The organism is Photobacterium swingsii (assembly GCF_024346715.1).
In the GTDB taxonomy this organism is placed as follows: domain Bacteria; phylum Pseudomonadota; class Gammaproteobacteria; order Enterobacterales; family Vibrionaceae; genus Photobacterium; species Photobacterium swingsii.
This window is the reverse complement of sequence record NZ_AP024852.1, coordinates 1,219,924-1,239,007: the sequence shown is the minus strand read 5'-3', so window position 1 is coordinate 1,239,007 and position 19,084 is coordinate 1,219,924. Positions and strand designations below refer to the sequence as shown.

At 44.0% G+C, this 19,084-nt stretch carries 20 protein-coding genes; 6 read left to right on the top strand and 14 right to left on the bottom strand.

Annotated elements, in window-relative coordinates; genetic code table 11:
* The 3 genes from trpB (at position 1) to OCU77_RS05995 (ending at position 3,614) form a co-directional block, all read left to right on the top strand.
* A complete protein-coding gene (gene trpB, locus OCU77_RS06005) occupies positions 1 to 1,191 on the top strand; it encodes a tryptophan synthase subunit beta (RefSeq protein WP_048897019.1) in 1,191 nt (396 codons plus the stop codon).
* Positions 1,191 to 1,997 (top strand): tryptophan synthase subunit alpha, encoded by an 807-nt coding sequence (gene trpA, locus OCU77_RS06000; RefSeq protein WP_048897018.1) that lies wholly within the window; start codon positions 1,191 to 1,193, stop codon positions 1,995 to 1,997. Before trpB ends, trpA begins: the two co-directional genes overlap by 1 nt.
* A 372-nt stretch (positions 1,998 to 2,369) precedes the next feature.
* Positions 2,370 to 3,614, top strand: a complete 1,245-nt coding sequence (locus OCU77_RS05995) for a dicarboxylate/amino acid:cation symporter (RefSeq protein ID WP_107302370.1) — start codon at positions 2,370 to 2,372, stop codon at positions 3,612 to 3,614.
* Between the two features lie 63 nt (positions 3,615 to 3,677).
* Here OCU77_RS05995 and OCU77_RS05990 read toward each other — a convergent pair whose 3' ends face one another.
* The 3 genes from OCU77_RS05990 to OCU77_RS05980 all read right to left on the bottom strand — a co-directional run bounded on the left by OCU77_RS05990 (position 3,678) and on the right by OCU77_RS05980 (position 5,887).
* The gene (locus OCU77_RS05990; protein ID WP_048897017.1) at positions 3,678 to 4,199 is read right to left on the bottom strand and encodes a DUF2058 domain-containing protein; all 522 of its coding nucleotides are present in this window, start codon (positions 4,197 to 4,199) and stop codon (positions 3,678 to 3,680) included.
* Between the two features lie 90 nt (positions 4,200 to 4,289).
* Positions 4,290 to 5,201 carry a DNA-binding transcriptional regulator DsdC gene (gene dsdC, locus OCU77_RS05985; protein ID WP_048897016.1) on the bottom strand — a complete coding sequence of 304 codons (912 nt, stop codon included), beginning with the start codon at positions 5,199 to 5,201 and terminating at the stop codon, positions 4,290 to 4,292.
* A 101-nt stretch (positions 5,202 to 5,302) separates the two neighbouring features.
* Positions 5,303 to 5,887, bottom strand: coding sequence for a TfoX/Sxy family DNA transformation protein (locus OCU77_RS05980; protein ID WP_048897015.1), 585 nt, complete (start codon positions 5,885 to 5,887; stop codon positions 5,303 to 5,305).
* A gap of 444 nt (positions 5,888 to 6,331) precedes the next feature.
* Between OCU77_RS05980 and OCU77_RS05975 the strand changes: the two genes are divergently transcribed.
* The 3 genes from OCU77_RS05975 (at position 6,332) to OCU77_RS05965 (ending at position 9,025) form a co-directional block, all read left to right on the top strand.
* Positions 6,332 to 6,907 (top strand): LON peptidase substrate-binding domain-containing protein, encoded by a 576-nt coding sequence (locus OCU77_RS05975; RefSeq protein WP_048897014.1) that lies wholly within the window; start codon positions 6,332 to 6,334, stop codon positions 6,905 to 6,907.
* 122 nt (positions 6,908 to 7,029) lie between these two features.
* Entirely contained in the window at positions 7,030 to 7,953 is a 924-nt protein-coding gene (locus tag OCU77_RS05970) for an HDOD domain-containing protein (protein ID WP_048897286.1), read from the top strand.
* A gap of 172 nt (positions 7,954 to 8,125) precedes the next feature.
* The gene (locus OCU77_RS05965; protein WP_048897013.1) at positions 8,126 to 9,025 is read left to right on the top strand and encodes a lysine exporter LysO family protein; all 900 of its coding nucleotides are present in this window, start codon (positions 8,126 to 8,128) and stop codon (positions 9,023 to 9,025) included.
* Positions 9,026 to 9,088: 63 nt separating this feature from the next.
* Here OCU77_RS05965 and OCU77_RS05960 read toward each other — a convergent pair whose 3' ends face one another.
* From OCU77_RS05960 to fabD, 11 genes are all read right to left on the bottom strand, one after another.
* Positions 9,089 to 9,220 carry a hypothetical protein gene (locus tag OCU77_RS05960; RefSeq protein ID WP_261855997.1) on the bottom strand — a complete coding sequence of 44 codons (132 nt, stop codon included), beginning with the start codon at positions 9,218 to 9,220 and terminating at the stop codon, positions 9,089 to 9,091.
* 184 nt (positions 9,221 to 9,404) lie between these two features.
* Positions 9,405 to 10,835 carry a PTS glucose transporter subunit IIBC gene (gene ptsG, locus OCU77_RS05955; RefSeq protein WP_048897012.1) on the bottom strand — a complete coding sequence of 477 codons (1,431 nt, stop codon included), beginning with the start codon at positions 10,833 to 10,835 and terminating at the stop codon, positions 9,405 to 9,407.
* Between the two features lie 466 nt (positions 10,836 to 11,301).
* Positions 11,302 to 12,081: a TatD family hydrolase gene (locus OCU77_RS05950; RefSeq protein WP_048897011.1), complete on the bottom strand. Its 780-nt coding sequence runs from the start codon at positions 12,079 to 12,081 to the stop codon at positions 11,302 to 11,304.
* A gap of 16 nt (positions 12,082 to 12,097) precedes the next feature.
* Positions 12,098 to 13,063 (bottom strand): DNA polymerase III subunit delta', encoded by a 966-nt coding sequence (holB, locus tag OCU77_RS05945; protein ID WP_048897010.1) that lies wholly within the window; start codon positions 13,061 to 13,063, stop codon positions 12,098 to 12,100.
* Complete coding sequence (gene tmk, locus OCU77_RS05940) at positions 13,064 to 13,693, bottom strand: dTMP kinase (RefSeq protein ID WP_048897009.1); 630 nt, start codon at positions 13,691 to 13,693, stop codon at positions 13,064 to 13,066.
* On the bottom strand, positions 13,693 to 14,703 hold the full coding sequence (gene mltG / locus OCU77_RS05935) for an endolytic transglycosylase MltG (protein ID WP_107302369.1): 1,011 nt from the start codon (positions 14,701 to 14,703) through the stop codon (positions 13,693 to 13,695). The genes tmk and mltG overlap by 1 nt, the downstream gene beginning before the upstream one ends.
* A complete protein-coding gene (pabC, locus tag OCU77_RS05930; RefSeq protein ID WP_048897008.1) occupies positions 14,697 to 15,506 on the bottom strand; it encodes an aminodeoxychorismate lyase in 810 nt (269 codons plus the stop codon). Before pabC ends, mltG begins: the two co-directional genes overlap by 7 nt.
* A 79-nt stretch (positions 15,507 to 15,585) precedes the next feature.
* Positions 15,586 to 16,824, bottom strand: a complete 1,239-nt coding sequence (gene fabF, locus OCU77_RS05925) for a beta-ketoacyl-ACP synthase II (RefSeq protein WP_048897007.1) — start codon at positions 16,822 to 16,824, stop codon at positions 15,586 to 15,588.
* Positions 16,825 to 16,911: 87 nt separating this feature from the next.
* The gene (acpP, locus tag OCU77_RS05920; RefSeq protein ID WP_016961388.1) at positions 16,912 to 17,148 is read right to left on the bottom strand and encodes an acyl carrier protein; all 237 of its coding nucleotides are present in this window, start codon (positions 17,146 to 17,148) and stop codon (positions 16,912 to 16,914) included.
* 157 nt (positions 17,149 to 17,305) lie between these two features.
* Entirely contained in the window at positions 17,306 to 18,040 is a 735-nt protein-coding gene (fabG, locus tag OCU77_RS05915; protein ID WP_048897006.1) for a 3-oxoacyl-ACP reductase FabG, read from the bottom strand.
* A 53-nt stretch (positions 18,041 to 18,093) separates the two neighbouring features.
* Entirely contained in the window at positions 18,094 to 19,017 is a 924-nt protein-coding gene (gene fabD, locus OCU77_RS05910; RefSeq protein WP_048897005.1) for an ACP S-malonyltransferase, read from the bottom strand.
* Positions 19,018 to 19,084: the final 67 nt, after the last annotated feature.

The following is a 19,084-nucleotide window of genomic DNA, read 5'->3' as shown; positions in this document are numbered from 1 at the left end:
ATGAGCAAGTTAGATGCCTACTTTGGCGAATTTGGTGGTCAATTCGTTCCACAAATCCTAGTACCAGCTCTCGATCAGTTGGAAGACGCTTTTATTGATGCACAACAAGATCCTAGCTTTCAAGCTGAGTTCATCTCACTACTAAAAGAGTATGCTGGTCGTCCAACAGCCCTAACGCTTTGTCAGAACCTGACCAAGGGCACAAAAACCAAGTTATACCTCAAGCGTGAAGATTTACTTCATGGCGGTGCGCACAAAACCAACCAAGTGCTTGGTCAAGCCCTACTTGCTAAGCGTATGGGTAAACGTGAAATCATTGCAGAAACAGGCGCAGGTCAACATGGTGTTGCGACAGCACTTGCGTGTGCACTGCTCGATTTAAAATGTCGAGTGTACATGGGCGCTAAAGATGTAGAACGTCAGAGCCCGAATGTCTTTCGTATGAAACTGATGGGTGCAGAGGTTATTCCAGTTCACTCAGGTTCAGCCACCCTAAAAGATGCCTGTAACGAAGCAATGCGTGACTGGTCTGCAAGCTACGACAAGGCGCATTACCTACTTGGCACAGCTGCGGGGCCTCACCCATTCCCAACCATAGTGCGTGAATTTCAGCACATCATAGGTGAAGAAACCAAAGCACAGATTTTAGAAAAAGAAGGTCGCCTGCCTGATGCGGTGATTGCTTGTGTGGGTGGCGGTTCTAACGCCATTGGTATGTTCTCTGATTTCATCAAGGAAGAAGAAGTGGGCTTAATTGGTGTCGAACCTGCGGGGAAAGGTCTCGATACCAATATGCACGGTGCGCCACTTAAGCACGGTAAGCTAGGGATTTTCTTTGGCATGAAAGCACCATTGATGCAAGACGAACACGGCCAAGTCGAAGAGTCTTATTCTGTTTCTGCTGGCCTTGATTTCCCTTCTGTTGGACCACAACACGCACACCTCAATGCGATTGGTCGTGCGCAATACGGCGCAGTCACCGATGAGGAAGCTCTGAATGCCTTCCAACTTCTCGCCCGTAAAGAAGGCATAATCCCAGCATTAGAATCAGCACACGCACTCGCGTATGCAATGAAAATGATTGAAGAAAATCCAGAAAAAGAACAATTATTAGTGGTGAACCTATCAGGCCGTGGCGATAAAGATATCTTCACAGTTCACGACATTCTTGAAGCAAAAGGAGCGCTGTAATGGATCGTTATCAACAACTTTTCAGCCAATTGGCAGAAAAACAACAAGGCGCTTTTGTTCCTTTCGTTACAATCGGTGACCCAACCCCTGAGCAATCCATGCGCGTTATCGACACGCTTGTTGAATCAGGAGCCGATGCTCTTGAGTTAGGTATTCCTTTCTCTGATCCATTGGCCGACGGCCCCACCATTCAAGGTGCTACAATTCGCGCACTTGACTCAGGCACAACACCTGCCGTCTGCTTCGATATGATTGCGCAGATCCGTACTAAATACCCTGAGCTACCAATTGGTTTACTCATGTACGCCAACTTAGTGTTTTCAGCAGGTATCGATAATTTTTACCAACAATGTGCTAATGCAGGTGTCGATTCAGTACTGATTGCCGATGTTCCCGTTAATGAATCCGCTGACTTTCGTGCTGCGGCAGAAAAACACGGCGTTCACCCTATCTTTATTGCGCCACCGAATGCTGACGAAGCCACATTAAAAACCGTGTCTGAGTTAGGCGGCGGTTACACTTACCTACTCTCTCGTGCGGGTGTTACAGGTGCCGAAACCAAAGCAGGCATGCCTGTCGGTCACCTACTCGATAACCTGAAAAAGCATAATGCACCACCAGCCATTCTTGGTTTTGGTATTTCAACCCCAGAGCAAGTAAAAGAAGCTGTGGAAGCCGGTGCCGCTGGTGCTATTTCAGGTTCGGCTGTCGTCAAAATCATTGAAAACAACCTTGATAATCACCCAAGTATGCTTAGCAAACTAGCGAGCTTTGTCGCTCCAATGAAAGCAGCAACTCAGCGATAAGCCACGATCCCCCCCAACAGGCTATAGAGATCATACTTCTATGGCCTGCTTTTTATGATCATCGCAACGAGATCACATTAATAGTCAAACAACTTCTTTTTAGTCTCCCTCACTAATTACTCCCCACTATACTTCAATCAACCTTTCTCTCACGCCATATACTTGCAACACACCTGTAGCACGCTGTACTCACACAGGGCGCAATTAAAAATAAAATCGTCCATGTTATGAATTGATCTCCACAGGGATTACATGTAAAAACACACTCGCAAAACATAGAGTCAACAATTACAACAAATACAAAACAAAGCTCTACTCTCTATGGGCCATTAATGGCTTATTACACCGTTTAATGTAGACACGACAGAGGTATTGAAGGTGTTAGAAAATAAAGGACTTTTGAATAATATTGGCGTCCAAGTCGTCATCGCTATGGTGGTCGGTACACTCGTGGGAGCAATGATGGGGCCAACGGCCAGTATCTTCGCCCCGCTTGGCAGTATCTTTATTCACTTAATCAAAATGTTAGTTATCCCACTCGTCGCTGTGGCTATCATATCTGGCGCCGCAGGCTTAGGTAACAGTTCAGCAGCAGGTAAAGTCGGGTTATTAACCCTTGGCTTTTTCGGTTTTACTTCTGCTGTCGCCGTTGCTCTCGCGCTCTTTATGGGCGAAGTGTTCCAACCAGGTATCGGGGTTGACCTTTCTGGGGTTGAAGGCATGTTTTCTAACGCCTATGCTGACAAAGGTGACTTGCCTACCTTCTGGGCAACCGTGCTAGGCATGATCCCAACCAATGTTTTCCAATCTTTAAATGAAGCCAATATCCTGCAAATTCTCGTCTTCTGCTTATTCTTTGGTATTGCTGTTTCCAAATTAGAAAAAGATCGTCGCGATCCACTGATCAACGGTGTAAACGCGATTGTCGATGCCATGGTTTGGATGATCAACGTTGTTATGAAAATCGCCCCATTAGGGGTATTTGGCTTGATGGCAGATGCGGTGGGTACATTTGGCTTTAGTGCCTTGATGGTGGTATTTAAACTATTTGTTGTTTATGTCGTGGCTATTTTGGTTTACGGCTTTATCTTTTACCCATTAATGATAAAAGTATTCAGCAAAACCTCGCCCCTGAAATTCCTATCAGTAATGAAAAAGCCACAAGCTGTTGCACTATCAACAGCATCTTCGATGGCAACCCTGCCTGTGACGATGGAGGTCTGCGAAGAAGAACTGAAAGTAAAAAATTCAACCGCTTCATTTGTACTGCCGCTAGGTGCAACCATTAATATGAGTGGTAACGCCATTTACTATGGCTTGGTCGCTATCTTCTTCGCGCAAATATTCAATGTGGATTTAAGCATGAGTGCTTATATGGCGATAATCATCACGTCGACGTTAGGCGCTGTGGGTCAAGCTGGTGTGCCAGGACCTTCATTTTTGGTGGTTGCAGTATTACTATCGGCAGGGATTCCAATCGAAGGTCTACCACTTTTATTTGCGCTGGATCGTATCTTCGACATGATCCGAACAGCACTCAACATCACAGGGGATGCCGCTTGTGCGGTGATCATTAACGACCATATTGATGTAGAAACTAAACAAGAAAACGCTTAGCTCGCGTAAAAAATAAAGCCCTGAAAATTCAGGGCTTTATTTGAAAATTTAACAACGCAATCATTACCACATTAGATCATCAGGGATCACGAAATCAGCGTACGGATCATCCTCGTCCGGCTCATCGTTCTCCACGACATTATTCAATACAATGCTTGATTCATCACGTTGTGCAATCTTATCTGCCACTACGCTTGGAATGACTTCGTAGCTATCAGCCAAACGTACAATCGCTAAGCGACCACGCACCAACTGATCTTGCATTGTTTTATCAACATAAATCTTCTTCACTAACGTACCGTCGGTGAAGTTATAACCGATGTCACCATCTTTACGATCGAGACGGTTCATTTCGATAAGTTGCTTAACTTGTGCTTGAAATTCTTTTTTCTGAACTTCTTCGTTCTTAAGGCGATTTAGGTTCTTATCTTGCTCTAATTGCGCCGCTCGATTTGCTTCAACAGCCGCTTTCGCTTCACGCGCTTGAACACGTGATTTTTTCGAGCCTTTCGCTGCTTTTTTTAGTTTCTTTTTATCAACTAAACCAGCTTTAAGCATTTGCTCTTGTAGGCTTAACTTGGCCATTGATTCTCCATCATTAATCTGAGTAACACTTATACCGCTATTATCACTATCGAGTGATATAAGGGTCAAGGGGCTATCGAGTGTGAACCATTAAAATTCAGCAATTTCACTATGCAGCCACTCCTGAAAAGCTTTTATACGCGGTGAAATCGTGGCATCTTGCCGGCAAACAACGTAATAGCTCAAAGGTGACTGAACCGCCATATCAAAAGGTACAACAAGCCGACCATCTTTTAGCTGTTGGTCAACAAAGGAGTGCCGCCCCATCGCTATCCCCAAACCATTTTCGGCGGCTTGCAATGCTAAATCGGCACGATCAAAGGTACAGCTATTTTCAGGTAATTGAATACCATTAGTTTGTGCCCAATATTGCCATTCATCATTACGCCCGGCACGAGCCCAAGGGGCAGCATCATGCAGCAGCATACAGTTTATTAATAAATCAGGATTATTGTGTAAATAGTACTCTTGCGCATACTGTGGACTACATACGGGTACCATGCTCTCATCCATCAGCTTTTCTGAATGCAAACCTGCATATTTCCCATGACCAAAATAAATCGCGCAATCAAATGACTCTGTCTGAAAGTCAACCAAGTCATTACGTGTTCGCAAATGAAAACGGAGAGCTGGATACTTATCAATAAAATGTTTTAAGCGAGGAAGTAGCCACGTTTGGGCAAAAGTGGGTGGCACGGAGACATTAAAATCGCCACTTAATTCTAAGGTTTTTAAATCACGCAGTTCATGGGCAATATCACCAAAGTTTTGAGCGACAACGGCCTTCAGCCGCTTCCCTTCTTCGGTTAACAAGAGCTTTCTTGGCTGACGAATAAAGAGTTGAACCCCAAGGCTATCTTCAAGGTTCTTAATTTTATGACTAACCGCACTTTGAGTAAGACATAAAATTTCTGCGGCGCGGGTAAAGCTCATTTGATCGGCGGCAATCAAAAAACAATGTAAACCAGAAAGGACGGAGCCTGTTAACTTGGGAAGCTGCATACGTTATTGATATTCTTAATTATAAAGGCGTATGCATCCATTATAACAACAAAAGCCACTACAGGTGCAGCGGCCATTAAATCAATAAAACTAAAAGGGAGCTAATTAACAGCACTCAATAAGCTCGACTTCTGATCATCATTCAACAACGTCCAATGGCAACCTTGAACAGCACCAGCAAACATCCACAATAGCTTAATGTCTAAATCTTGTCCGTGTACTTGGCGTACTTTACAAAACACTTCTGATGCACCCAGCTCCATAAAACTGGTTACATCGTTCACACCGGCTTTTTTTACCATGCGTTCTAAGGTTAAACGCATATTTGGTAAGTCACGAATACGTTTGTTTTTGTCTGCCGCTTTCTCGACTTTATCTTGGCGTGCAATTTGGATCGAGTGTTCAACTAATTCATTGCTCAACTCGCGAGATTCATTAAAGAGCGGCGTAATATCGTAGTAATTAACGATCGCAGTTGTGCTACGTTTGATGTGTTTAAACTTTGCACAACCTAGCTGTTTCAAACGGTCATCCAACGCATCACCACCTCTTAAAAACAATGACTTATTAGTGATAATGGCGTACATAGCTCCGTTAATAAAGACCCCCATCCCACCAAACATTGAACGTTTTTCGTACTTGCCAAATCCACTGAGGTAGGTGAAATATTCTTCCTTAAACGACATAACTGTTCTCTCTTCTTGAAAAATAAGCGGTGAGCGTGTGCGTATTAAACCGAATGTCCGTGTCAACAATTTGACTATGCCATATCGACTGAGTGAACTCTACATATGCAACAAAATACTTAGTCAGTATGAGATTTCAAGCATATTATGCGATGCAAAAAAAGGGAAAAGAGACAAAAAGTGACCAAAAAGAAGCGGAAACTTGAGATGCATAACACCTTATCACTATTGACAAGTTTGTATGTTCGTGTGCGTTAAAACAGAACAAGGTCTATGATTATTGATATAAATGCCACTAAGATAGCGAGCATTGTCATTTAAAATCAACAACTTAAAACATCGAGTTATACAATGGTAATACTCGATGATCAGAAGCGACTTTCAATCATTATAAAGAATTGATAACAAGGTGGATTCAGTGTCACAGCAACAAGGAGCGACTTCATGAGCAAAATAGCATTGATGCCGCATACCCATCATTTGTTACCAGGTGGAAGGTTAGATATTAATGTCATAGAGGGTCGCTTTATACGAATGATGAAAGAGGCCTTGTCAGAAAAACGTCCATTTGCCCTTTGTATGTTAAACGAAGGGACAGAATCAGATCCTGTCAAAAATCTACCAGCCATAGTCACACTCGCCAAAATTATTGATTTTAACCAAACAGATACAGGGTTAATCAACATAGTGGTCGAAGGGCTACACAATATGAAGCTCTCTGTGGTTTATCATGAATACGATGGTTTATTCAGTGGTGAAGCGACCAACATGAATCAATGGCCATTCTTACCCATCAATTCAGCAACTGAATGCTTAGCGGAAAAGTTAAAGCATTATTTTGCCACCAACCCTGAACACACTGCGAACTATGATGCACAGAACTACCGTGATGCCAGTTGGGTATGTCAACGTTGGATAGAAATCGTACCTATAGAGGTACATTATAAGCAACTTTTAATGGCACAAGATTCGCCAAAACTCACTATCCGATTTTTACTTAAGCTTTTTCAACACGGATAAAGAATCGCCAAAAAATAGCCCCTTTAGACTGATTTATCACAAAGTTTGATTTAAGGTTACCGTCTTTTATACGGCTGTGTTATTGATAAGGTCAATCGCTAGCTGCCAAGTTTTTTTTCTCTATGGATCATGTCTCCTTTTTTTGGTTAAAACCTGAAAATAATAAAATTGTAAAAGGGCTCGAGTCTGAGTTTTGCGCACTTGTTAAAGACGCTATTCGCCATGACCGTCTTATTTTACCCCCTATCCCTGAAGTGCTCGCTCGACTACTTGACCTCTGTAAACAAGAAGAAACAACCGTACGTGATGTCGCAGATCTATTACTTGATGATCCAAGCATCACCGCACTTATCATCAAAACATCAAATACCGTCATTTTTAACCGACGTAATGTCATTTGCCACGATATTTTCACAGCAGTTTCTCGACTGGGCATCCATCGAGTCAGAGATATTGTTGCTGTCTACGCCATTCAAGAGCTCAAAAACAACGCGAATTTCAGCCTTGAATGTAACACTATTCTCAAGCACAGCGCCCAAAACTCTCGGCAATTAGCCGCAACAATGGCTGTAATCGCTAATCGCCTTCCGGATAAAAACCAGCACAAAAATAGGCTTGAGATCGATAAGTGCCTCTTAGCTGGTCTACTGGCTGATATCGGGCTATTTGGCTTAGTTCATGAATATCAAGCCTATCTTGATTCTGGTAACTACTTAGATCTCGATATTGCCAAGTATATTTTTGAGAACTGCTGTGACCAGAGCAGTGAGACCGTCCTTAAGCATTGGGGATTTGACGACGATTTTTTGGCGGTGGCAACCAACACGAAACCGCATAATTACCCTGAACACCATAACAGCTATTATCTTGAGATAGCACGTATGGCGAGTCATTTACTGATGTTTAGAAATAATGATACTGACATCGAGACTCATGAGATCGAACTTGATCTTAATGGTGCCGAACTTATGTATGAGCTCACCAATATCTCAGACTCCGAGTTCACAGGCCTGACAAAAGAAGCCATGCAAAATAGTGGCCTTTAACCTTTCATAATCACATCTTAGATTGCCCTATTTAGACGCTGTTGATAATCTACGAAAATCAGCAGCTTCTTGTTATGCTTCCAACTAATGCAAGCTTATTGTCATAATAAGCTTCATTTATGGTGCCTATACATACAGCTTGTTAACTTTCAATCTACACGCAAGGAACCGTATGTTTTCAGGGATGTTCTATATTTTCTTACCCCTTATAGTGGGGTATTTAATTCCTATCAGTAACGGAACACTGTTGGAATTCATCAATAAGCAAACCAGTCGGCTTGTGCTCGTTATTCTAGGGTTAATGGGGTTAAGCCTTGCAGGCTTAGATAATTTAAGTCAGAACCTCCACCACATCTTGCTTTATACCACCACTTTCTTCATTGCGATAAGTGCCTGTAATCTCATTGCGCTCCCTTTTATTGATAAATTGCTCCCTATTGCAACGGAGTTACAGCACAAGAAACTACCGTTCAAAGATATGATGATGGAATCAGTACGATTAATCTTGGTGGTTGCAGGCGGCCTCATTATTGGATTAATGCTAGGTATGGATCTTTCATGGGTCGATACCGCAAGCGAAATCATTCTACTGCTCCTGCTATTTTTGATCGGTATTCAACTGCGAAACAGTGGTATGACGCTAAGGCAAATATTATTAAACAAGAATGGTATGCTTATCGCCGCCGTTATTATTGTAACTTCTCTACTGGGAGGCATGATCGCTGCGCTCATTCTTGGCATACCAGTCAAGAATGGCTTAGCTATGGCCTCTGGATTCGGCTGGTACTCTCTAGCAGGGATTTTAATGGGTGATGGCCTTGGGCCTGTTTATGGCGGCGCAGCCTTCCTAAATGAGCTACTGCGTGAATTGGTGGCACTCACGCTAATACCTTTAATGATTCGCCGCTATCCAAGTACAGCCATTGGCTACGCAGGTGCAACGGCCATGGATTTTACGCTACCTGTTATCCAAAACTGTGGCGGAATCCGTTGCGTACCTATCGCGATTGTCAGCGGCTTCATCTTAAGTTTACTGGTCCCTTTTTTAATGTTGTTTTTCCTCTCTCTTTAATCGCTTTATTCCGATAACAGCGATAAAGCATGTCGCTGTTATCTGCCCTTACTTAATTACCCCTTAATCCCTCTCTGTAGCCTTGGCTTTGGCTTTGGCTTTGGCTTTGGCTTTGGCTTTGGCTTTGGCTTTGGCTTTGGCTTTGGCTTTGGCTTTGGCTTTGGCTTTGGCTTTGGACAAGGTGAATCGCTTCACGCCCTACCTACCACAAACGCAATCGTCCTAACTAATCCCTCTCTAGCTCAAGCTTTCACTCTTTACATCAATACAATACAAGACAGCACGTGGTTTAAACTTAGTAACACATGTGTCACCAAACCAGAGGCACAAAAAAGGGAAGCCGAAGCTTCCCTAGATATTTATGTCTGGTTAATTCGTATTAGTTGTTACGAATCCACTCATCCATGTCTGATTTCAAGTTATCAGATTTAGTACCGAAGATAGCTTGAACACCACTACCTGCAACAACAACACCTGCTGCACCTAGTTTCTTCAATTTATCTTGGTTTACGTTTTCAACACTTGCAACTGACACACGTAGGCGAGTGATACACGCATCAAGACCTGTGATGTTGTCTTTACCACCGAATGCCATTACTAGGTCTTTCGCTAGTTCAGAACCTGTTGCAGCTGCTTCTGATGATTCATCTTCATCTTCACGGCCTGGTGTTTTCAGGTCAAGAGTACGAATTACAGTGCGGAATACTACGTAGTAAAGTGCAGCGTAAGCAATACCTAGACCTACTAGTAGAAGCATGTTCTCTGCACGAGGAGATTGAACAACAAAGTCAATGAAACCGTTCGAGAACGTGTGACCGTGTACAACACCTAGTGAGTTGGTTAGCACGTATGCTAGACCAGAAAGAAGTGCGTGGATTCCGTAAAGTACTGGAGCAATGAATAGGAAAGAGAATTCAATTGGCTCAGTAATACCTGTTAGGAAAGATGTAAGCGCAGCAGAAGCCATGATACCCATAACTTTAGCGCGGTTTTCAGGCTTCGCAGAGTGTGCAATCGCGATTGCAGCAGCAGGAAGACCAAACATCTTGAATAGGTAACCACCAGCAAGTTGACCGAAACCGTTACCTGCAGCGCGTGAAGCGTCATCAGCAGTTAGGAAACAAGTCATGATACCGTTTACTTGCTCGCCTGCATTGTTCACACAGCTACCTGCTTCGTAGAAGAAAGGTACGTTCCAAATGTGGTGAAGACCAAAAGGAATCAGAGAACGTTCAACAACACCGTAAATACCAAACGCTGTTACTGGGTTTTGGTTTGCAGCCCAGTCAGAGAATGAAGCAATCGCGCCGCCAATTGGTGGCCAGATGAAAGATAGAACAACACCTAGTGCGATAGAAACGAAACCTGTGATGATTGGCACAGCACGTTTACCCGCAAAGAAACCTAGGTATTCAGGAAGCTGAATACGGAAGAAACGGTTAAATGCCCAACCAGCAACACCACCAGCTAGGATACCGCCAAGAACACCCGTATCGATGCTTTCAACGCCCATTACTGTTGCCATTACGCTTAGCGTAGCAGCCATGATGCCGTAACCAACGATAGCAGAAAGACCTGCAACACCGTCGTTATTTGTAAAGCCTAGTGCAACACCTACTGCGAATAGTAGTGGCATTTGGCCAAACACGGAACCACCCGCTTGTTCCATGATGTGTGAAACGATTTCTGGTAGCCAGCTAAAGTTAGCGGCACCAACACCTAGTAGAATACCCGCAACCGGCAGAACCGATACAGGCAGCATAAGCGCCTTACCGACTTTCTGTAGGTTTGCAAATAAGTTCTTAAACATATTGTGCTCCTGAGTGAGATGTATTGTTTGATTTAAATCGGTACTAGCGGCATACCCCCGTAGCCATAATGCTAGACCTCTTTTTTATATATTTCGGCATCAGTATAAAATGCGGCTGCAAATATAACTTGATGACAATCATAAATACCAACAGAGCGTGAAATATAATTTCAAAACATTATATAGATCACAGTTGTATTTTGCGCTTAAACACAAAAACGAAAGACCACACATCAAGGTAAGGTACTGATAAATATAAATTTAAGAGCAAATAAAAGAAGGTAATGGGAATTTTTATGCAGTTTTCAATCTTGTAACGCTTGTTATTTTACGTAACAAAACTACATTTCGAGGCTATTTGGCTAATTTGTCCGATAATTCGCCAGTTATAGGTATACCACTGGCGAATTATCAACAAAACAAGTAAACATTACAACCAGAGGGACATAACCCCCTCTGATATCAGTTAGTTATTTTTAGCACGCGAAAAAAGTTTGAAGAAGTTTTCAGTGGTCACTTTAGCTACCTCTTCACCGGATACGCCTTTCAGCAAGCCGATATAATCAGCAACTTCTTTCACATAAGCGGGTTGATTTTCCTTTCCTCGATATGGGATCGGGGCAAGGTAAGGTGAGTCTGTTTCAACAAGTAATCGTTCAAGCGGTAGATTACTCACAACATTTTTAAGCTCGCTCGCCTTATTGAAGGTCACAATACCTGAGATGGAAATATAGAAACCAAGTTCAATTGCTTCTTGGGCCATTTCTAGGCTTTCAGTAAAACAATGTAAGACACCACCACACTTCTCTGCTCCCTCTTCACGTAAGATACGCATGGTATCTTCACGTGCCATTCGGGTATGAATAATAAGCGGCTTATTCAACTCAACAGCAACACGGACATGTTGACGGAAAATGTCTTGCTGCGCTTGCGCTGTCTCAGGCTGATAATGGTAATCAAGCCCTGTCTCACCAATGGCAACAACACGCTCATGCTGAGCATAGGCTTTAAACTGTTCATAATCTAAGCCTGAATCAATATCTAGAGGGTGAACACCACAAGAGGCAAACACATTCTTATGCGGTTCAATCATTTCCATCATGGTCGGGAAACTACGTAGCGTGACCCCTACAGACAGGAAGTATTCAACCCCACGTGCCTTCGCTTTTGCCAACACATCATCAATCCCTGTATGCAGTTTTTCGTAGTCAAGTTTGTCAAGGTGACAATGTGAATCCACTAACACGTTATATTCCTCTGTCTTATTCTTCTTTCAAAAATGTACTTAACCATTCAACAATCAATAACTCACTATTAAGCCCTGTGTGTTTTTGTAATTGTTGATGGAGTTGGTTGATCTGTCTAGCTTGACGAATCAGCACAGCAATTGGCACGGCTCGCGCGACTTGTTCTACCCAAGTGGCGGATTCTTGGTGGACTAAGTAACCCGCGGCACCTTGCTGGAACTTAATGCAATCAAGCAAGAAAAAACTTAACCATTGCAAACTGATGGCGCCCTCACTGGCACACAAACCAGCCACATCATATAAACCAACATGTGGAGGCTGTAAAAAAGCGGCAAAGGCCTCAACCAATTTACCGTGGCGTATATCCTGCCCTTGATCTACAAACGTGAGCGTCGCTAATGGTGCCCCACAGTTAAGGCGCACTGATTCTGCCTTAATCGATTGCATCAGTTGTTGTTCAACCCAACGCTTTGTTTGAGCTTCATCTGGCACACTTAAGCGCCACTTATTACAGCGGCTCACGATAGTCGGCAAGAGGCTGTCGAGTGATTGCGCCGTCAGAATAAACTGACAGTTTTGAGGCGGCTCTTCCAATGTTTTTAGAATTGCATTTGCCCCTGCCTCACCTAAAGCATCGGCTGACTCAATAAAGATAACGCGCTTTCCGCCAAGCTGCGAGGTTTCAATAGCCAAGCGATTACACTTACGCACCGCCTCAACACTGATCTGCTTACCTTCTTGCTCTGGCTTAATCCAATGAAAGTCTGGGTGCGTTTTTGCCTCAAATAACTGGCAAGCATGGCATAAACCACAAGGCTCATTGCCACCATTCAAGCACAAGACTGTCTGCGCGAGGTGTTGGGCTAAAGCGCCACGTCCACTGCCCTTTGCCGCTGTCAGCAAGATCGCATGATGCAAGCGACCTTGCCCTATTAACAGCTGCCACTGCTGCCATAGCGTTTCTTGCCACGGGTATAACATCTACTGTGTCTCCAACCACTGGGTTAGCGCTGAAGTAATATCTGCGGTTACAGCTTCTAGTGTTTGGCTAGCATCGATAATCACAATACTGTCGTCATTTTCTGCCAATTCAAGAAAACGAGCACGGGCGCGATGGAAGAAATCAATGTTCATTTGTTCAATACGATCAAGCTCACCGCGACCTCGCGCGCGTTCAAGCCCTAATACAGGGTCGATATCCATATAAATCGTAAAGTCAGGACGAAAATCTCCCAAAACAGTATCACGCAAATTTTCCATCAAGGCCTTATCAAAACCACGGCCACCACCCTGGTATGCCTGCGACGACATGTCATGGCGATCGCCAACCACCCAGCGACCAGCTGTAAGTGCAGGCTTAATCACGTTATCGACTAATTGAATACGTGCCGCATATAGCAAGAGTAGTTCGGCCATATCCGTTAAAGGCTCATCTGGATGACCTTCTTTAACCAAGGTGCGCATTTGCTCCGCCAGCGGCGTGCCACCAGGTTCGCGGGTAGACTGGGGATCATGGATCCCTTTTGCAGCCAATGTCGCCACAACTTGATTAATTGCAGTGCTTTTACCTGCCCCTTCAAGGCCTTCAATTACAATAAATTTACCGTTCATTACTTTCTTAATGTTTTTAAATAGGCGCGTACTGCGCGATTGTGTTCACGGAGTGACTTAGAAAACTTATGACCGCCATTACCATCCGCAACAAAATAATAGTAACCACTGCTTTCTGGCTTCATTGCAGCCAATACAGAGGCCTTACTCGGCATTGCAATAGGCGTTGGTGGTAAACCAAAAATAGTATAAGTGTTATACGGTGTTGGCGTTCGTAGATCTTTTTTACGAATATTGCCTTTATAGTTCTCCCCCATGCCGTAAATAACCGTTGGGTCCGTTTGTAAACGCATGCCTTTGTTTAAACGATTCATAAAGACCGATGACACTAATGTACGCTCACTATCGACGGCGGTTTCTTTCTCGATAATAGAGGCCATGATCAGTGCTTCGTAAGGATTTTTAAGGGGGATGGCCTGATCTCGTGCTTGCCACGCTGCACCTAATAAACGCTCCATCGCTTTATAAGAGCGACGCAATACTTCAATATCGCTGGTACCTGCAGTGTAATGGTAGGTTTCAGGCAACAAGTAGCCTTCTAGCTTGTCCGTGGTTGCGCCAATCTTCTCTGCAATGTCCGCCTCACTCATGCCTTCCGTCGCATGTTTGATATGCGGTGCTTGGCTGAGCTGAGCGAGCCAATCAGAGAAGCGATCACCTTCAACCAAAGTGATTGCAAACTGATGCTCTTTTCCACTTGTTAGCAGTGCTAATACACCATGCAAGGTCAGATCAGTGGGAATTTGGTAAGTACCCACTTTTACTTGTGCCAACGTTGGTTCTAATTTAACCACCCAGCGAGTCCAGCGCGTTTGCTTAATAATTTGAGCACGGTCAAGTTGATTCAAGACACCTCGAAAACTAGAACCTGGAGTAACAGTGAATAGCTTCGCTTCCGTGTTTATTACTGGCTGCGACAAAGACGCCACAACTTGCTGATACGACCAACCAATAGCCCCTGCGCCAGCTACCGCTAATACTAGGATAACTAACAATAACTTCTTCAACACGAATACAACCTCTTGTTCAACTCATCAAGCGCAACGCGCTCAGTAAAAGAATGTTCATTGATTTTATTAATAGGCACTAACGCCATTAAGGCATTAGTAATAAAGACTTCATCTGCGCAAAGCAATGCATCTGGTGATGATTTTACAATCTGCAGACAATAAGGTGTCTCTTCGATTAGTCCGATAACATGCTCGCGCATTACCCCACAAACCCCTGCCATTGACAGGTCTGGGGTATATAACGTATTACCTTTGCGCCAAAAGATATTCGATGCAGACGTTTCCACGACGTGCCCCAATACATCACACACCACAGCGTCTAGCCACTGGCGAGATTCTATCTCTTGTTTAAGTAGAACTTGTTCTAAGCGATTAAGGTGCTTAAAGCCAGCAAGCATAGGTGAAAGCCCTAGTACTTGATCGCAAACACCAAGCTGAATACCATCTTGTTGCCACTTATAATAATGGTTTGGGAATGCCGATTGTGAAATAACCACGCTCGGTGACTGGCAACCTGTCGGGCTATAACCTCGCCCGCCACTACCACGGCTGATTAAAACTTTCACCACACCTTTTTCTGCAACCTCGGCCGCAAGGGTCGCTATTTGTTGCAGCACCATCACCCAATCAGGTTCAGGAATAGATAAAGCTGCGAGTGTTTTCACAAACCGAGCTTGATGCAGAGGCCAAAGTTTAGGCTTACCACCCTCAATAAGAATGGTTGAAAAACAGCCGTCACCGTATTGCATCGCACGGTCAGTCACAGCTATATACTCAGCATCGGCACCATTTATGCGGGTCATATCCACTTGCTCGCTAACTATTACGCAAAAAAAACGGCCCGGTAAGAATACCGGGCCGCTTTATGATAACAGGTTACAATTAAATTTTCTTGAACAGCAATGAGCCGTTTGTGCCGCCAAAACCAAATGAGTTACATAGCGAGTACTCTAGGTTTACTTGACGCGCTTCACCCGCAACGTAGTCCAAATCACAGCCTTCGTCTGGGTTATCAAGGTTAATTGTTGGTGGTACCGCTTGGTCAACCAGTGCCATCACAGAAATGATAGCTTCAACAGAACCAGCTGCACCAAGAAGGTGGCCAGTCATTGATTTAGTTGATGATACCAATACATCATTCACTGCTGCGCCCATCGCGCGTTTAATGCCTAGCGTTTCAGCTACGTCACCAGCAGGTGTTGATGTACCGTGTGCATTGATATAGCCGATTTTATCTGCATTGATACCCGCATCACGGATACATGCTTCCATCGCTAATGCACCACCTGAACCGTCTGTGCTTGGTGATGTCATGTGGTAAGCATCACCACTCATACCAAAGCCAACAAGTTCAGCGTAAATTTTTGCACCACGCGCTTTTGCATGCTCGTACTCTTCCAGTACCATCATGCCTGCACCATCACCAAGAACGAAACCATCACGGTCTTTGTCCCATGGGCGAGAAGCCGCTTGTGGATCGTCATTGCGAGTAGACAGTGCTTTTGCAGCTGCAAAGCCGCCCATGCCTAGTTCAGTTGATGCTTTCTCTGCACCACCTGCTAGCATAGCATCTGCATCGCCGTATGCGATCATACGTGCAGCATGGCCAATGTTATGAAGGCCTGTTGTACACGCAGTAGAAATCGCAATGTTCGGACCACGTAGACCATGCATGATAGACATGTGGCCAGCGATCATATTTACAATTGTAGATGGAACAAAGAACGGGCTAATTTTGCGCGGACCTTTTTCCATGTATGCACGATGGTTTGCTTCAATAAGACCAAGACCACCAATGCCAGAACCAATAGCTACACCGAAACGCGGTGCATTTTCTTCAGTAACTTCAAAACCAGAGTCTTTCAGAGCCTGAACGCCAGCCGCAATGCCGTATTGGATAAACAAATCCATTTTACGAGCATCTTTCTTAGTCATGTATTCTTCACAATTGAAGTCTTTCACCATACCCGCAAAACGGGTAGCAAAAGCACTTGCATCGAAATGCTCAATATTGCTAATACCACTAGTACCAGCTAACAGTGCTTTCCATGAAGAATCAACTGTATTGCCTACAGGCGACAGCATTCCCATGCCAGTAACAACAACGCGACGCTTTGACACGATCTATCTCTCCGGGAATTGAGGGTTTAAACAGGGATACATAAAAGAAATAAGGCGGTCATGGTGACCGCCTTGAGGTGTTCTTAATTACTCAGAAGCGCCAACAACGTAGTCGATTGCAGCTTGAACTGTTGTAATTTTTTCAGCTTCTTCGTCAGGAATTTCTGTATCGAATTCTTCTTCAAGAGCCATTACTAGTTCAACTGTATCTAGTGAATCAGCACCTAGATCATCAACAAAAGAAGCTTCGTTCTTAACTTCTGCTTCGTCTACACCTAGTTGCTCGATGATGATTTTTTTTACGCGTTCTTCGATGTTGCTCATTAATCTATTTCCTTAAAACAAGAATTCGCTAATGCGATTTGCTGTAGTTTATTCATTACTACAAAAGTTGCAACTCTCACAGTGCTGGTCAAACCACGATTTTGCATGAAAATACGATGAGTTTGACTTGCATCATCAAGTTTTACAACTTTTTTGGTTAAATCATGTACATGCCGCCATTTACGTGCAACGTTTCACCAGTTACATAACCCGCATCTTCTGATGCAAGAAAAGCAACCGCTGCCGCGATTTCACGTGGATCACCTAGGCGACCTGCAGGTACGTTTGCTAGTGTAGCAGCACGTTGGTCATCATTCAGTGCTTTTGTCATATCGGTTTCGATAAAACCAGGTGCTACAGCATTCACTGTAATACCACGAGAAGCCACTTCACGTGCCATAGATTTAGTAAAACCGATCAGGCCCGCTTTTGCTGCTGCATAGTTAGTCTGACCCGCATTACCCATAGTACCAACGACTGAGCCAATGCTAATAACACGGCCATGACGCTTTTTCATCATTGCACGCAATACAGCTTTAGACAGACGGAAAATTGAAGTCAGATTAGTATCCATGATGTCTTGCCATTCGTCATCTTTCATACGCATTAGCAAGTTATCACGTGTGATACCAGCGTTATTAACTAGGATGTCAACGTCGCCGAACTCTTCTTTAATTTGCTTAAGAACCGTTTCAATCGACTCAGGCGATGTAACGTTTAGTGCCAGACCTTTACCGTTTTCACCTAAATAAGCGCTGATTGCTTCTGCGCCACTTTCAGATGTTGCAGTACCGATTACTTTCGCGCCACGCTCGACTAAAATTTCAGCGATCGCACGACCGATACCACGGCTTGCACCAGTTACTAGTGCAATTTTACCTTCCAGGCTCATTGTTATTCCTCTTTAACTAATACTACTTAGTGGGTAATGCAATAACTATTCAGTTATTTTGCTGCTTCAAAAGAAGCAGAATCATTTACAGCAGAACCACCAAGTGCGCGATTAATACGTTTTGTCAGGCCAGTAAGAACTTTACCTGGACCCATTTCTAACAACTGTTCAATGCCTTCCTCAGCCATACGCTCTACAGATTCAGTCCAACGTACTGGGCCGTAAAGTTGCTTAACAAGCGCAAGCTTAATAGCAGCAGGATCGGTTTCAGTTGCAACATCTGCATTGTTAATCACTGGGATTGCAGGTGCTTTAAATTCAATATTTTCTAGTGCTACCGCTAGTTTGTTAGCAGCAGGTTTCATAAGTTCACAGTGCGATGGCACAGAAACTGGTAGTGGAAGTGCACGCTTCGCGCCCGCTTCTTTACACAGTACGTTTGCACGATCGACGGCTTCTTTATTACCCGCAATAACCACTTGGCCTGGCGAGTTAAAGTTTACAGGCGATACAACTTGGCTTTGCGCTGCTTCTTCGCACGCTTTCGCAATTGCATCGTTATCTAGGCCGATGATTGCAGACATTGCGCCGACACCGGCAGGTACCGCTTCTTGCATCAGTTGACCACGTAGTTCAACCAATTTAACCGCATCTTTAAAATCGATTACGCCAGCACATACAAGCGCAGAGTATTCACCTAGGCTGTGACCAGCAACAACAGTCGGTTGTTCGCCACCTTCTTGTTGCCATACACGCCAAATCGCAACAGACGCTGCTAGCAATGCAGGCTGAGTGCGGTGCGTTTGGTTTAAATCTTCTGCTGGGCCGTTTTGAACCAGTGCCCATAGGTCGTAGCCTAGCACTTCCGATGCTTCGGCAAATGTGTCAGTAACAACAGAAAACTTTTCAGCAAGTTCAGCTAACATGCCAACTGCTTGAGAACCCTGACCAGGGAATACAATCGCGAACTTAGACATTCGAGAATCCTTATTCTTATTTTACTGAATGATATTCAGCTTTTTATAGAGTTACCGCTGCAGACGC

Excerpts from the sequence above, each read along its gene's own strand:
- fabD (WP_048897005.1), bottom strand. The coding sequence starts at position 19,017 with ATGTCTAAGTTCGCGATTGTATTCCCTGGTCAGGGTTCTCAAGCAGTT.
- pabC (WP_048897008.1), bottom strand. The coding sequence starts at position 15,506 with ATGACCCGCATAAATGGTGCCGATGCTGAGTATATAGCTGTGACTGAC.
- trpA (WP_048897018.1), top strand. The coding sequence starts at position 1,191 with ATGGATCGTTATCAACAACTTTTCAGCCAATTGGCAGAAAAACAACAA.
- OCU77_RS05980 (WP_048897015.1), bottom strand. The coding sequence starts at position 5,887 with ATGTCGTTTAAGGAAGAATATTTCACCTACCTCAGTGGATTTGGCAAG.
- tmk (WP_048897009.1), bottom strand. The coding sequence starts at position 13,693 with ATGAACGGTAAATTTATTGTAATTGAAGGCCTTGAAGGGGCAGGTAAA.
- ptsG (WP_048897012.1), bottom strand. The coding sequence starts at position 10,835 with ATGTTTAAGAACTTATTTGCAAACCTACAGAAAGTCGGTAAGGCGCTT.
- OCU77_RS05965 (WP_048897013.1), top strand. The coding sequence starts at position 8,126 with ATGTTTTCAGGGATGTTCTATATTTTCTTACCCCTTATAGTGGGGTAT.
- OCU77_RS05970 (WP_048897286.1), top strand. The coding sequence starts at position 7,030 with ATGGATCATGTCTCCTTTTTTTGGTTAAAACCTGAAAATAATAAAATT.
- holB (WP_048897010.1), bottom strand. The coding sequence starts at position 13,063 with ATGTTATACCCGTGGCAAGAAACGCTATGGCAGCAGTGGCAGCTGTTA.
- trpB (WP_048897019.1), top strand. The coding sequence starts at position 1 with ATGAGCAAGTTAGATGCCTACTTTGGCGAATTTGGTGGTCAATTCGTT.
- OCU77_RS05990 (WP_048897017.1), bottom strand. The coding sequence starts at position 4,199 with ATGGCCAAGTTAAGCCTACAAGAGCAAATGCTTAAAGCTGGTTTAGTT.
- dsdC (WP_048897016.1), bottom strand. The coding sequence starts at position 5,201 with ATGCAGCTTCCCAAGTTAACAGGCTCCGTCCTTTCTGGTTTACATTGT.
- fabG (WP_048897006.1), bottom strand. The coding sequence starts at position 18,040 with ATGAGCCTGGAAGGTAAAATTGCACTAGTAACTGGTGCAAGCCGTGGT.
- OCU77_RS05975 (WP_048897014.1), top strand. The coding sequence starts at position 6,332 with ATGAGCAAAATAGCATTGATGCCGCATACCCATCATTTGTTACCAGGT.
- acpP (WP_016961388.1), bottom strand. The coding sequence starts at position 17,148 with ATGAGCAACATCGAAGAACGCGTAAAAAAAATCATCATCGAGCAACTA.